Annotated in this window: 11 protein-coding genes and 4 tRNA genes; all 15 read left to right on the forward strand. The window is 52.0% G+C overall.

Going from position 1 to position 14,280, the window contains the following annotated elements:
* Nucleotides 1-281 precede the first annotated feature (281 nt).
* The 15 genes from GXX57_11205 to tuf all read left to right on the forward strand — a co-directional run bounded on the left by GXX57_11205 (nt 282) and on the right by tuf (nt 13,994).
* Nucleotides 282-1,076: a hypothetical protein gene (locus GXX57_11205; protein ID HHV45215.1), complete on the forward strand. Its 795-nt coding sequence runs from the start codon at nt 282-284 to the stop codon at nt 1,074-1,076.
* Complete coding sequence (larC, locus tag GXX57_11210; GenBank protein HHV45216.1) at nt 1,073-2,269, forward strand: nickel pincer cofactor biosynthesis protein LarC; 1,197 nt, start codon at nt 1,073-1,075, stop codon at nt 2,267-2,269. Before GXX57_11205 ends, larC begins: the two co-directional genes overlap by 4 nt.
* A gap of 21 nt (nt 2,270-2,290) precedes the next feature.
* Nucleotides 2,291-4,726 (forward strand): AAA family ATPase, encoded by a 2,436-nt coding sequence (locus GXX57_11215; protein HHV45217.1) that lies wholly within the window; start codon nt 2,291-2,293, stop codon nt 4,724-4,726.
* Entirely contained in the window at nt 4,711-5,475 is a 765-nt protein-coding gene (locus tag GXX57_11220; protein ID HHV45218.1) for a ParA family protein, read from the forward strand. Before GXX57_11215 ends, GXX57_11220 begins: the two co-directional genes overlap by 16 nt.
* 110 nt (nt 5,476-5,585) lie before the next feature.
* A complete protein-coding gene (cysE, locus tag GXX57_11225) occupies nt 5,586-6,263 on the forward strand; it encodes a serine O-acetyltransferase (protein ID HHV45219.1) in 678 nt (225 codons plus the stop codon).
* A 7-nt stretch (nt 6,264-6,270) separates the two neighbouring features.
* On the forward strand, nt 6,271-7,647 hold the full coding sequence (locus tag GXX57_11230; GenBank protein HHV45220.1) for a cysteine--tRNA ligase: 1,377 nt from the start codon (nt 6,271-6,273) through the stop codon (nt 7,645-7,647).
* Complete coding sequence (locus GXX57_11235; GenBank protein ID HHV45221.1) at nt 7,632-8,045, forward strand: Mini-ribonuclease 3; 414 nt, start codon at nt 7,632-7,634, stop codon at nt 8,043-8,045. Before GXX57_11230 ends, GXX57_11235 begins: the two co-directional genes overlap by 16 nt.
* A 39-nt stretch (nt 8,046-8,084) precedes the next feature.
* The gene (gene rlmB, locus GXX57_11240; GenBank protein ID HHV45222.1) at nt 8,085-8,834 is read left to right on the forward strand and encodes a 23S rRNA (guanosine(2251)-2'-O)-methyltransferase RlmB; all 750 of its coding nucleotides are present in this window, start codon (nt 8,085-8,087) and stop codon (nt 8,832-8,834) included.
* Between the two features lie 26 nt (nt 8,835-8,860).
* The gene (gene sigH / locus GXX57_11245) at nt 8,861-9,508 is read left to right on the forward strand and encodes an RNA polymerase sporulation sigma factor SigH (protein HHV45223.1); all 648 of its coding nucleotides are present in this window, start codon (nt 8,861-8,863) and stop codon (nt 9,506-9,508) included.
* An 811-nt stretch (nt 9,509-10,319) separates the two neighbouring features.
* The gene (locus GXX57_11250; protein HHV45224.1) at nt 10,320-11,699 is read left to right on the forward strand and encodes a hypothetical protein; all 1,380 of its coding nucleotides are present in this window, start codon (nt 10,320-10,322) and stop codon (nt 11,697-11,699) included.
* A gap of 524 nt (nt 11,700-12,223) precedes the next feature.
* A tRNA-Thr gene (locus GXX57_11255) sits at nt 12,224-12,299 on the forward strand.
* Nucleotides 12,300-12,400: 101 nt separating this feature from the next.
* Nucleotides 12,401-12,486, forward strand: a tRNA-Tyr gene (locus GXX57_11260).
* 23 nt (nt 12,487-12,509) lie between these two features.
* Nucleotides 12,510-12,585: transfer RNA gene (locus GXX57_11265), tRNA-Met, on the forward strand.
* Nucleotide 12,586: 1 nt separating this feature from the next.
* Nucleotides 12,587-12,662, forward strand: a tRNA-Thr gene (locus GXX57_11270).
* A gap of 135 nt (nt 12,663-12,797) precedes the next feature.
* Nucleotides 12,798-13,994, forward strand: coding sequence for an elongation factor Tu (tuf, locus tag GXX57_11275; protein HHV45225.1), 1,197 nt, complete (start codon nt 12,798-12,800; stop codon nt 13,992-13,994).
* The last annotated feature ends 286 nt before the right edge of the window (nt 13,995-14,280 follow it).

The following is a 14,280-nucleotide window of genomic DNA, read 5'->3' on the forward strand; positions in this document are numbered from 1 at the left end:
ATACTCACCAGAAAGGTGCCTCCTTCGGGGTGTTCTTGGGATGCTGTCCCCGTTAAGAATTCCCCATGGGAAGGCACTTTTCCTTTATCTGTCGCCATTTTTCAAGGGTAACCCTGCGAAATCCCGGATTAAGCCAAAACCTGACGATGACCCATGGTAATAGTTTCAAAGTGTGCATCTTCATCACGATCTGGTTGCTGCTGGCTTTCCTCCTGGAACATGAAAAGGTAAAATAGATTTAAGTGGGTAGAAAAAGAAACATCTGTGCGGGGAGGATGAGTATGTATTCGGTAGGTAACAAGAGGGTCTTCGGTGCGGTGATGCTGTTACTACCCATGGTGACCCTGTTTACTTGTTTTGCTCAAGGGTTTCCGAAGCTGCCCTATGCGATGACCTTTGTCTATGAAATCTTGGAAGACGACGGAAATGTGGGGCTACTTACTTTGGATTTTGGATGGCCCCGTTATGATAGCATAAATGGAATGTATTATCTGGAAGTGACCCGTACCGAAGAGTGGGAGACTCCAAGGTCCTGGTCCATTCAGGAGCATACTATCGTTGACTTAACCAATCTTGCTCCGTTGCTTTACCAACAACAGGAGACAATGGAAAGTCAGGTTTACAGCTCCTGTTTTCTGTTTCATCCCGAAGAGGATCGGATCCAGATCTGTGGAGCCGATCAGCAACAACGGGAGATCCCAAGAACGGGAGAAGAACTGGATTACCTATCGCTGTTGTGCAGGCTCATGGTCGCGTGGGACTCCTTCGAAGAACTGGGAGTGCTTGACCTCTTTACCCAGGGGGAGAGATGGTTTGCCAAGGGTCGTCTTCAGCCTTTGGTGCTCTCCGGGGAAACGGTCTGGGCCCTACCCTTTTACCTTACCGGTGAGCAGGGCCTAGAGACCATCTGGCTGGACGAAAAGACTCTGTGGCCCCTGCAGTTTCAGTTGGGGGCGCCTTGGCGGGGGTATACGGCCCGCCTTGTTTCGATGGGGGAGAAGCTGTTACACTATAGCGGAGTGTTGGAATGGAAGATGCAGGAAGAACTACAGGGCCCTGTGGGCCGATGGAGATGAAGTCGATGACAATAGCCTATGTGGATTGTTTTTCCGGAGCGAGCGGAGACATGTTTCTTGGTGCCTTGTTCCATCTGGGGTATACTCCGGAACAGCTGCACCGGGACCTAGCTAGTCTTCGGGTACCCGGCTATAAAGTCAGCCAACAGACCCGGGTGGTTTCCGGAATTACCAGCGTAAAAGCTATCGTGGAGACCGAAGAAACCCATGTTCATCGCAATTTGGCGGACATTCTGCAGCTAATCGAGGAAAGCAAGTTGTCGGACAGGATCAAGATCCAGGGCGTCAAATTGTTTACCCGCCTGGCGGAGGCGGAAGCTAGGGTTCACAATACTACGGTGGATGAAATCCATTTCCATGAAGTGGGGGCCGTGGACTCTATCGTGGATATCCTTGGTACCCTTTGCGGGTTTGCCTACTTGGGGATCGAGGAAATGTACTGTGGAAGCATTCCCCTGGGGACCGGTTTTGTGGAGTGTCAGCATGGTAGAATCCCTGTGCCGGCCCCGGCCACCTTGGAGCTGTTGAAGGGTTATCCGGTCTATCAAACCGATGTGGAGGCGGAGCTGGTAACACCCACCGGTGCCCTGCTTCTTACATCTCTATGCCAGTTTGTTCCTCCACCGGCGATGCGCCTTTTGCGCGTGGGGTACGGAGCTGGGAGTAAAGTCCTTGCCACTCCCAACTTACTGCGCATCAGTTTGGGAGAAAAGGTTGAGAGCCAAGAACGCAAACTTCCGCCGGGGGGATCACCTATTGCCATCATCGAGGCCAGTATCGATGACATGAACCCGGAGTTTTATTCCTATGTCATTGAGAAATTGCAGGCAGCAGGGGCTTTGGAGGTGACCCTCACTGCGGTGCAGGGAAAGAAGGGGCGGCCCGCCACCCTACTTACGGTCTTGGCTAACCCTGCCCGGGTGGAGTTGTTACAAGGGATCATCTTCCGGGAGACCACCACTCTAGGGGTGCGGGTTAGAAATGAAACCATGTATGGGTTGACCGCAGAGCGGCTCCAGGTGGAGTTGGGCGATCAACGGATCGGAGTGAAAATTGCCCGGATGGGTCAGCAGGTGACAAACATTGCTCCTGAGTATGAAGATTGTAAGATGGCCGCTGACCAACTTGCTCTGCCTTTAAAGGATGTCTATGATCTGGCTAAGGAACTGGCGCGGAAACAGATTACACAGTAGGTGAAGTGGGAGGATCGTGCTTTGGCGATCAAAAAGTTGACGCAAGACGAACTGCGGGCCCGGTGTCATTCCTGTGGGCTCCAATTTGAAACTACTCGGGATGTACCCCCTTTGACGGGTTTCATCGGTCAACAGCGGGCGGAACGAGCCTTGGAATTCGGACTCGCTATGGACCGACCGGGATACAACATTTATGTATCCGGTATTCCTGGCCTGGGGAAAAACAGCTTAATCCAGACCATGGTGGGGAAGGTAGCGGCCCAAAGACCCGTTCCCCAGGACTGGTGCTATGTGTACAATTTCGACAAGCCCGATCAACCTCTGGCTTTGAGTTTTCCTCCAGGGGGTGGGGCGGAATTTGCCGAACGGGTGGATCGATTAATCGAGAGACTCCAAGAGCAAATCAACCAGACCTTGGAAAGTGAGGAATATGCTCGCCGGAAGGCGGAGCTTTTGGAGCAGTATTCCAAGGGGAGCCAGCAATTACTCTTGGATCTGGAAGGCTTTGCCCAGGAACGCGGCTTTATACTAAGAAGGACTAACACAGGGCTTTCAGCCGTTCCAGTGGTGGATGGTCAACCAGTGGATTCCGAGGAAATGCCCAAACTGGACGACGATCTGCGTCGCAAGTTGGAAGAACGCCACAAGGAACTACAGGAGCATATCGCAGATGTTATTCGCCGGGTTCGGGCCCTGGAGAAGGAAGCCAAGGGCGAGGTACGTAAACTGGAGGCGTCGGTGGTGACGGAACTGGCCACTCCAGCATTTGAGGAAATTATAGGCGAATACACTGACAATCCGCGGGTACAGGATTACTTGCGGTCTATGCAAAGGGACCTCGTCGCTAATTTCCACGACTTGCTGATGGACGAAGAACAAAGCGGGTTGCCCCTCCCGTGGTTGCGCCGGATGGGGCGTACCGATTCCCTGGCCAAATATGAAGTGAATCTGTTTGTAGATAATAGGGATTTATCCGGTGCGCCGGTGGTCTTTGAGCCGAATCCCAATTATTCGAACCTCTTAGGCAAACAAGAATATCGAAACGAGATGGGGGTTTTTGTTACCGACTTTCGTATGCTCAAGCCCGGTGCTCTGCACAAGGCGAACGGTGGGTACTTAATTATCCCCGCCCAAGCCTTGCTTAGCAATTACTACGCGTGGGAAGCAATTAAACGGGTTTTGCGGAGCGGAGCGGTGACCATTGAAGGGTTGAACGAACAACTGGGTCTTACCCCCATGGCCTCGCTAAAACCTGATCCCATCCCTGTGCAAGTGAAGTTAATCTTGGTGGGCAACCCAGAGCTATATTATCTTTTGGAGAACTACGATGAGGATTTTGCCAAGCTCTTCAAGGTGAAGGCGGATTTCGATACGGAAACGGAACGTACTGAAGACAATGTGCAAAAGCTGGTGTCCCTAATTGCCACCGTCTGTCGCAAAGAGGGAGTGAAGGATTTTACCAAGGAAGCGGTGGCCGAAGTAGTGGAATACAGTTCCAGGTTAGCGGAACACCAACGGAAATTGAGCACCGAGTTCAACCGCATCCTGGAGATTGTCTATGAGGCCGATGCTTGGGCCCGTGCCGATGGCAGCCCGTGGGTGCAAAGGGAGCATGTAAAGAAGGCGATCGGGGAAAAACGTTATCGGGTCAGTCTGTATGAAGAGAAGATTCTGGAGGCCATCGGAGAAGGCAGTATCCTTATTGACACCACCGGTGAAAAGGTCGGCCAAGTTAATGGCTTAGCGGTGATTGACCTGGGGGATCACCTCTTTGGTAAGCCTTGTCGCATTACCGCGGAGACTTTCGTAGGTGAGGAAGGTGTCATTAATATCGAAAGGGAAGCCCGGTTGGATGGGCGGATTCACAACAAGGGTATCTTGATCCTTAGTGGATACTTGGCAGGAAAGTATGCCAAGGAGTATCCACTTTCCCTTTCTGCAACCTTGTGCTTTGAGCAAAGTTACAGCGGTGTTGATGGGGACAGCGCTTCCAGTGCTGAGCTTTATGCTTTGCTTTCCAGCATTGCTGGGGTGCCTGTCAAGCAGGGCCTGGCGGTGACCGGTTCCATAAATCAAAAGGGTGAAGTGCAGCCGGTGGGGGCCATAAATGAAAAGATCGAGGGATTCTTTGCTGTTTGCAAGTTGCAGGGGCTCACCGGGGATCAGGGAGTGATCATTCCCCGGCGGAATGTGGAAAATTTGATGTTAAGCCACGAGGTGGTGGAGGCAGTGGCCCAGGGGCAGTTCCATATTTATGCAGTGGATCACGTCGACGACGGTATCGAACTGATAACGGGTCTGCCTGCGGGCCAGTTGCGACCCGATGGCACTTACGAAGAAGGTACCATCCATTATTTGGTGCAACAGCGGTTGAAACGAATGGCGAAAAACTTGGCCAATCTGCAGGAAAGTGGGGACACCGAGGGAATGGAGGCGCGATCATGTCCCGAATCATAGCCGTATCCAACCAGAAGGGCGGAGTGGGTAAAACTACATCGACTTTGAATATCGGTGCGGCCCTTTCGGAGCTGGGAAAGAAGGTACTTTTTGTGGACCTCGATCCCCAGGGAGGCCTGACGGTTTCCTGTGGGTTTGAACCGGATTCCCTGCCCAAGACTGTCTACAATGCGATGATGCGCGGCCTTGATGCCAAGGAAGTGATGTTGGCTACGAAATTTGGACCAGATCTACTTCCGGCTAACATAGATCTATCCTTGGCCGAGATGGATCTCATCGGTACAGTCTCCAGGGAAAGACGCCTGGGGATTGTCCTGAAGGAGGTGCGGGATGAATATGATTTCATCCTCATCGACTGCCAGCCTACCCTGGGGCTTTTGACCTTGAATGCCCTGGCGGTGGCCGATGAGATGCTGATCCCTGTGGCCTGTGAGTATTTGGCCCTCCGGGGAGTGAAGGCCCTGTTGAAAATGTACGGAAAGGTGCGCTTGCAGTTGAACAGTAAGTTGAGGATCGTGGGAATCTTGCCCACGATGTATGATGAACGCACCAAACACTCCAAGGAGGTCCTGGAAGAGATTAAGGCCACCTTTAACGGAAAGATCCCGGTCTTCGACATAGTCATAAAACGGACGATTCGCTTTGCGGAGGCGGCCCAGGCTGGTGAGTCCATTATGACCTATGCCAAGGGAGTCGATGGCGCCTCGGCTTACCGGAAGCTAGCTGAACTCTTGGCCAGTCAGGCCTAAGGGTTGTCCCGCCAATGTTTGGTTGACACCCAAGAAGGCTTATCTGTATAATTAAGCAAAGATAAATGTGTTTCCCAATTCCTGTGCGGTGGTGGGGTGATCAATTTGGGATGTTTGATACAATTAAAGCTGATATCAAGGCGGTATTTGAAAGGGATCCGGCGGCAAGGAATCTGTTAGAAGTTCTGCTTTGCTACCCAGGGGTCCATGCCATCTTCTGGCACCGGATTGCTCATTTTTTATACAAAAGACGGCTATTCCTACTGGCCCGCATCATTTCCCAGCTCACCCGTTTCTTCACCGGAATTGAGATCCATCCCGGCGCAGTTATCGGCAAGGGATTTTTTATTGATCACGGGATGGGTGTGGTGATTGGTGAAACCACCGAGATCGGTGACAATGTGACCTTGTACCAGGGGGTGACCCTTGGCGGTACGGGGAAGGAGAAAGGCAAACGACATCCCACCATTGGCAACAACGTGATGATTTCTGCAGGGGCCAAGGTGCTCGGCTCCTTCAAGGTGGGGGATAACGCGAAGATTGGCGCCGGGGCAGTGGTGCTCAAGGAGGTGCCTCCCAACAGCACTGTTGTCGGGGTTCCCGGCAGGGTGGTTGTCCAGGACGGGCGGCGCGTGAATGAAATCGACTTGGACCACCACAATCTACCGGACCCAGTAGAAAAGATGTTCCGCTGTATGCAACGGCGCATGGATAGTCTTGAGGAAAAAATCAAAGAATTAGAAAAAGCGCAAAGCAGCCCGAAGGAAGATGCTGTGCAGAAGGGATGACTTATGGATGGGCTTGCGGGTTTATAATACACTGACAGGGAACAAGGAGGAGTTTGTGCCTCGGGAGGAGGGGCGCGTTAGTATTTATGTCTGTGGCGTAACGCCCTATGACGAAACACACATAGGACATGCCCGTCCCAGTGTGATTTGGGATGTGATTCGTAAATACCTGAAGAGTAAGGGCTACGCAGTCACTTACGTACAAAACTTTACCGACGTGGATGACAAGATCATTGCCCGGGCCCAGCAACTGGGTATAACTACCGAGGAGCTTTCCAGCAAGTACATTCAAGAGTACTTGGATGCGATGGAGGCGCTGAAGGTGGCACCGGCGGATTATCATCCCCGGGTAAGCCAGCACATCTCTCATATCATTACGATGGTGGAAGATCTTATTGCCCAGGGCGTGGCCTATGTAGCCGACGGCGATGTCTATTTCCATGTACCAGCCTTTGAAGGGTACGGGAAACTGTCTAAACAACAGGTTGATGAGTTGGAAAGCGGTGTCCGCATCGATGTGAGTGAAAACAAGCGGAACCCCCTGGACTTTGCGCTCTGGAAGAAATCCAAACCCAATGAACCCAGTTGGGACAGTCCCTGGGGGCCGGGTCGACCCGGGTGGCATATCGAATGTTCTGCGATGGCCATGCATTATCTAGGGGCAGGCTTCGATTTCCACGGTGGGGGTATGGACCTGGTCTTTCCCCACCATGAAAACGAGATTGCCCAATCCGAGGCCTTGACCGGTTGTGCCTTTGCCAGGTACTGGTTGCACAATGGACTGATCACCGTGAACGACGAGAAAATGTCTAAGTCCTTGGGGAATTTCTTAACGGTCTCAGACTTGTTGGCTAAGTACCCCAGCGAACTTCTTCGGTTTTACATTCTGTCCACCCATTATCGGAGCCCCTTGGAGTTTAATGAGCAGAAAATGCAGGAGGCCAAACGGGGTTGGCGGCGATTGCAGGATACCTATAAACGCTTGAAGGAACAATACGGCCAAGCTGCTCCAGCCGAACCGCTGGCTTGGGCCATGGAGGCTTTCACAGAGGCCATGGACGACGATTTTAACACCGCTCGGGCAGTGGCCGTATGTTTTGACGTGGTGCGCTACGCCAACCGCCCGGACTGCACCGAAGGGGCGGAGGCCTATGCTTTCCTGAAACAGGTGGCCCAAGGGATCCTCGGGGTGATCTCCGAAGAGGCCCAGGCGGCTGTGGATACCGGTTTGACCGCGGAGGTTATTGATCTCCTTCTGACGGTGCGGGAGAAGTTGCGGGAAGAGAGAAACTGGGCGTTGGCGGACCTGATTCGGGATCGGCTTACGGAGCTGGGCATCGTAGTGGAAGATACGAAAGAGGGTCCTCGATGGAAGGTGAACTGAAGAATTCTGGGGGCCTGTTTTGCCAATTGAGTGTTGCAGAGGCGAAACAACTGTCACCAGCGGTACTGGCCTATGTGGGAGATGCGGTTTACGAGCTTTATGTGCGCAGTTGGCTAGTGGAAAAGCCGGCGATGAAGCTAGATCAGATGCATCGACGGACCGTGGCGAAGGTCAACGCGGAATGTCAGGCGGATTTCCTTAAGAAGATGCTTGACAAGTTGAGCGAAGAAGAAAAGGATGTGGTCCGCCGTGGCCGCAACTGTAAGCAAGGGACGCTTCCAAGGAGCACTTCCGCAACGAAGTACAGGCAGAGTACGGGCTTCGAGGCCTTGGTAGGCTTTTTGTTTCTCACCGGTCAGGAACAAAGACTGAAGGAGGTCCTTGGATTTGGTGAATAAGCGTTTCCTTACCGGCGAAAGAAAAGGGGTTACTTTCCGATGGAGACCTTGATTTTCGGACGGAACCCGGTCCTGGAGGCCATACGGGCTGGCCGCCTGATTCATAAAATAGTCTTGCCCAAACAAGCCCAGCTGAGGACTAAGTCCGGTGACGTCTTGCATACAATTAAACAAAGAGCGGCGCAGGCGGGGATTCTCGTCGAGTATGTGGATCGCGAAGTCTTGGACGAACTGGTCCCGGGTCAGAACCACCAAGGGGTCATTGCTGTGGTGGAACCCTTTTCTTATACCCCTTTTGATGAGTTCCTCGCCGATTTGGGCAAGGGGAAAACACCTTTGGTAGTCTTGTTAGACCATTGGCAGGATCCACAGAACCTGGGTTCTTTGCTTCGTACGGCGGAGGCCGCGGGTGTAGATGGGGTGATCTTGCCGAAGCGACGCTCTGTGGGGGTCAACGCCACAGTGGCTAAAGTTGCTGCTGGTGCTTTGGAATATGTGAAGGTGGTCCAGGTGAGCAACTTGGTGCAGACGATCGGGGTGCTGAAGGAGCACGGTCTTTGGATTGCCGGGGCCAGTGCCAACGCACCCCAAAGCTGTTACCAAACAGATTTTACCGTACCTTTGGGGTTGGTAATTGGCTCCGAAGGTGCAGGTTTGAGTCGTTTGGTGGAAGAGAATTGCGATTTCTTAACAGCGATACCTATGCAGGGAGAGATCAGCTCTTTGAACGCAGCTGTGTCAGCAGCGATCCTAATCTTTGAAGTATTGCGCCAGCGGCAGTTTAGCTAGGTGGCTACCGATATCATCGGGAGGCGATGGGGTTGGTGGTTTTTTCTGAGCTGGAAGAATTCGCGGTCCTTGATGATGAACAAGTGGCCGAACGGGCCCGTTGTGGCGATGACGCCGCCCTCAACTTTTTGTTGCATAAATACCGCGGTTTCGTCCAGACCAAAGCCAGGTCCTACTTTCTTATGGGGGCTGATCATGAGGATATAGTTCAGGAGGGAATGATCGGCCTGTATAAGGCGATTCGGGATTTCCGGATGGAAAAACCGGCATCCTTCCGCGCCTTTGCGGAACTTTGTGTGACCCGGCAAATCATCACAGCGGTGAAAACAGCCAGTAGACAAAAACATGCTCCCCTTAATACTTATATTTCCCTGCATAAGCCTATCCATGATGAAGAATCCGAACGCACACTTCTCGATATTATCTCCAGTCAACAAGTGGCCGATCCTGAGGAACTGCTCATTGATAAAGAAGAGTTTGACCATATGTGCCGACAAATGAATGAGCTGTTGAGCGATCTCGAAAAGGAAGTCCTCATATGTTATCTTGAAGGGAAATCATATCAAGAGATCGCGACTATGTTGAAGCGCCATGTCAAATCAATCGATAACGCCCTACAACGAATCAAACGCAAAGTGGAGCGCTTTTTAACCGAAAGAGACGTGGCGGTTTAGCATTTGGCCCCCTAAGGGATTTGGGTGGTTCTCAGGTGTCCCGTTCCTGCCGTAGGCTATCCTTTGGTCCCGGGTTTGCCCTTGGCGGAGTAGTGTGGGATCTGAATATAGGAGGTTCCCTGTAGCTTGCGCCCGCATTTCTTTTTCTGCTGCGACGAAACCCCGGTACCGACCGCCGAAAAAGAGACTGGTGGCCCCTGCGAACCGGTTCTGGCCTGTTACCTAAAGCTTGCCCTTCCTCGCCGAGCAATCCTTTCCAGACGTATGCGCGAAAGGGTGAAGGGTGCAGGCCCTCCTTCCATATAGTATAAATCTGTGTCAATACCCTACATCTAGTTTGCCGCTTCCTGCAGGAATTTCCCGCGTGTCGTAGAACTACTTTTCTCGGTAATCGTGCTCACCTCTAAGAAGGGGTTCAGGCCATGGACTCCGGTAGGAAACACGGTCACTTTTCCTTCTAAGTCTGCCACTCTGAAGACAGTGTGCGGGAATCTAACCCTATCCACCAAACTTCATTACGCCATTACACTCTGACCGGATCTGGGGTACGTGCGGCCAGAGAAGTGCCCGTACAGATCCTATACCGATGTCTCAGAGAGGATGCAAGAGAAGGAGTGCGCTAGGGGCAAAGGGCTCTATTCCTGTCTTCTGGGATGGCCATGAGTACGCTGAAAACAAGCGCTTGTAGCCCCATTGGAAAGTAGATGTCTTTGTACAGGGCATCTTCCGTACAACTCTATCCTGTGGGATACGGTCTTGACTTCGACATGTTTCAGCAAGCAACATCACAATGTGGTTTAGGAGTGTATGTATGGGTTACTTTGCCTTGGTATTAGTCCTGGTGGTGTGTTTTGTCATAACTGTCCTTGTCGTGAAGAAGCCGGTTTTGGCGATATCGTTCAAAGGCCAGACTATAAGAGCAGAAAGCTTTTGGTTGGTCTCCCTGGTAATCCCTGTAGTATTACTGGCTGTGGGTGCTATCACTCCCCTTGAGGTGTTAAGGGGAATCACAGCCAGCGAGAGCATGAATCCGCTGAAGATTCTTGTACTTTTCATGTCCATGTGTTTTATTTCCGTTATGCTAGATAGGGCAGGGTTCTTCGAGTACTGTGCCCTAAAGGCCATGAGCCGCTCGGATAGAGACCAACTCCACCTATTCGTGGTATTCTATGCCGTGATCGCGGTCCTTACCGTCTTTACGAGCAACGATATCATCATCCTCACTTTTACTCCGTTCATTTACCATTTTGCCAAGAAGGCTGGCATAAATCCTGTGCCGTACATCATCGCGGAATTCGTCGCTGCCAATACGTGGAGTCTGGTACTGATGATCGGCAACCCTACAAATATCTATATCGCCTCTTCTACAGGTACAACCTTTATTGGATACCTGCGGGTCATGGTATTGCCCAGCATTGCTGCGGGGTTGACCTCTTTTCTTATGTTGCTTCTTATCTTCCGACGGCAATTGATGGAATCCTTGGGTGTGTCCTCCGTACACGGGCACTCCGCTGAGAAGGTGGAGTTGAAGGATAAGACTATCGCCGCGTTATCCCTAGTTACTCTGGGACTTTGCGTGCTTACACTGACTGTAGGCTCTTACATTGATCTGGAGATGTGGCTCATATCCTTGGTGTTTGCACTTCTTCTCCTGATCGGGGCTTGGCTGGTGAACCTTCACCGCAGCACTGACCAGGCCAAAACCGCTGACACAGAGTATCAGGTGGATATAACAGATGTGTTTAAGGGTTTACCCTATTCACTGGTTCCCTTTCTCTTGTCCATGTTTATAGCAGTCTTGACCTTGAAAAAGCACGGAATTACAGATGCGTTATCCCGACTAATGTTTTCGGCCACCAATCATCCTTGGGATGTAGGGCTTCTTTTCGGTTTTGCTTCTGCCCTCTCTTCAAACATCATCAATAACATTCCTATGAGCATCCTGTTCTCCGGTGTTTTACACAACGGGGCTACAAGTCCCCATTTGCCTGTGGCAATTTACGCCACCATCATAGGTTCAAACATCGGTGCCTTCTTTAGTCCTATTGGTGCCCTTGCCGGAGTAATGCTGGTGAAGATTCTGAAGGATAAGGGCGAAAGCTTCACGGCATTGACTTTCATTAAGTATTGTGCTCCGGTGGCGGTGGTGTCCTTGCTGGCTTCGATCTTTGTATTGATCCTGGTGCTCTAACTCATTCTGTGAGGATATAGACCGGCCGAAAGCTTCCCACTTGGGTCAAAGCCGAAGGATACTTCCTCTGGAGTCAAAGCAGGGAAATGTGGGGATAACCTCCGCGGGCCCTTTGTTCCAAGTGTAGAGGTACTCAGGATTCGGAGGCGGAAAAGCCCAATGCCTGTGGGGAGGAGATTACTTCTAGGGCCCGGAGCACTTTCGTGCTGGTGTGAGTCAAACCCGCTATGTCTGTTGCGTGTGTCTGCAGGTACAACAGGACGCGGTGGAAGCATGCATCCCATCTGTAACCCAGTTACGCAGGGCCTTTCTGCTGCTTCCCGACACGGGGCTGGTTCCGGATGCAAAGTGGTGCCCACAAACATCGCTGCCATCGAACTGGCCCTTTGGTTCCCCGTTAGACAATGACAAAGGGAGTCAGTTCAACGTAACAGCTCCCAATTACTGTTTCGCGAAGAATCTGCGTTGCATTATTGACAACGGTACACAAGTTGGCTATAATAACATCTGCATTAGCTCAGCCGGCCAGTGTAGCTCAATCGGTAGAGCAGGGTCCTTGTAAGGCCAAGGTTGGGGGTTCAAGTCCCCCCGCTGGCTCCAGGCAATCTAACCATTGAGGGGTTGACTTCCCGGGCTAATGATGCTACAATGCAACGGGTGGAACAATTGAACATCACCAGCCCTTAGACGGGCACAACCGTGGAGGGATTCCCGAGTTGGCCAAAGGGGGCAGACTGTAAATCTGCTGGCGATGCCTTCGTAGGTTCGAATCCTACTCCCTCCACCATTTATTTGTCCACCACAATACAGCGCGGGGTGGAGCAATTGGTAGCTCGTCGGGCTCATAACCCGGAGGTTGTTGGTTCAAGTCCAACCCCCGCAACCATGCCGGCATAGCTCAGTAGGTAGAGCGCATCCATGGTAAGGATGAGGTCACCAGTTCGATCCTGGTTGCCGGCTCCATTTTCTAAAACTTTTAGCCCTCTCCATTCTGGAATTGAAGGGCTTTTTGTAGTATCTTGGGTTAGAGGGCGATATGTTGTTGAGATCTGATAACATATTGAAGGACATGCCGCAAAGGCAAGGGGAGTGATTCCTGTGGCTAAAGCGAAATTTGAACGAACTAAACCACACGTCAACATTGGTACCATCGGTCACGTAGACCATGGTAAGACCACTTTGACGGCAGCCATTACCAACGTGCTCGCCAAAAAGGGCGGTGCAGCGGCAAAGCGGTTTGACGAGATCGACAACGCACCTGAAGAGAAACAACGGGGAATTACGATCAATACTTCCCACGTCGAGTATGAGACCGAGAATCGGCACTATGCCCACGTGGATTGTCCTGGTCACGCTGACTATGTAAAGAACATGATTACTGGTGCAGCCCAGATGGACGGTGCGATTTTAGTAGTTTCCGCGGCGGATGGTCCTATGCCCCAGACCCGGGAACACATTCTCCTTGCCCGTCAGGTAGGCGTGCCTAATATCGTCGTGTTCTTGAACAAGGCGGACATGGTGGACGATGAGGAACTGATGGAGCTTGTGGAGATGGAAGTACGGGATCTCCTGAGCGAGTATGAGTTCCCTGGAGACGAGGTTCCTGTAGTGGCTGGCTCTGCCCTCAAGGCATTGGAGTGTGGCTGTGGCGAGTGCGAATGGTGTAGCAAGATTCTTGAGTTGATGGAGCAGGTAGACAACTACATTCCCACCCCCCAACGGGAAGTTGACAAACCCTTCCTCATGCCTGTGGAAGACGTGTTCAGTATTACTGGACGCGGAACCGTGGCCACCGGTCGTGTGGAGCGGGGTACTGTCAAAGTGGGTGACGAAGTGGAGATCGTCGGTCTGATGGACAAGGCCCGGAAGACTGTGGCTACCGGCGTGGAGATGTTCCGTAAGCTTCTGGATCAAGCCCAGGCTGGAGACAATATCGGTGTCCTGTTGCGTGGCGTTGACCGGGACGAGATTGAGCGCGGCCAGGTATTGGCCAAGCCGGGTTCCATCACTCCGCACACCGAGTTTGAGGCTGAGGTTTACGTACTGAGCAAAGAAGAGGGTGGACGGCATACCCCCTTCTTCAGCGGGTATCGACCCCAGTTCTATTTCCGGACCACCGACGTTACTGGTGAGCTTCAACTGCCTGAGGGCGTAGAAATGGTTATGCCGGGCGATCGGGTGACCGTCACCGCAAAGCTCATCACCCCCATCGCGATGGAAGAGGGACTGCGCTTTGCCATTCGCGAAGGTGGACGGACCGTCGGTGCTGGTGTTGTATCGAAGGTTATTAAGTAACGAATATAAAGCTTTAGTCATTTGATAGGTAGGGGGTTACCCCTACCTATTGCTTTGTCTAGATGTTGTTCCGGTCTGGGAATCTTCAGCCGAAGGTCCAATTCCAAACTGTTTACGCGGAAAGGCTGAACCTCCATCTAGTTGCCGGGTGGATTCAATATTGGGTCGCGTTGTACGCAGCAGAAAGCCCCTTGGAGCCTAACAAGTTTGTAGTCTTTCGAATGGCCCTGCTGTTTCGTTGAGCACCCGTGGCAATGCTTGCTGAGGTGGATAAAGCCAGAGGATG

Source organism: Bacillota bacterium (assembly GCA_012839765.1).
Classification (GTDB): Bacteria; Bacillota; Limnochordia; order DUMW01; family DUMW01; genus DUMW01.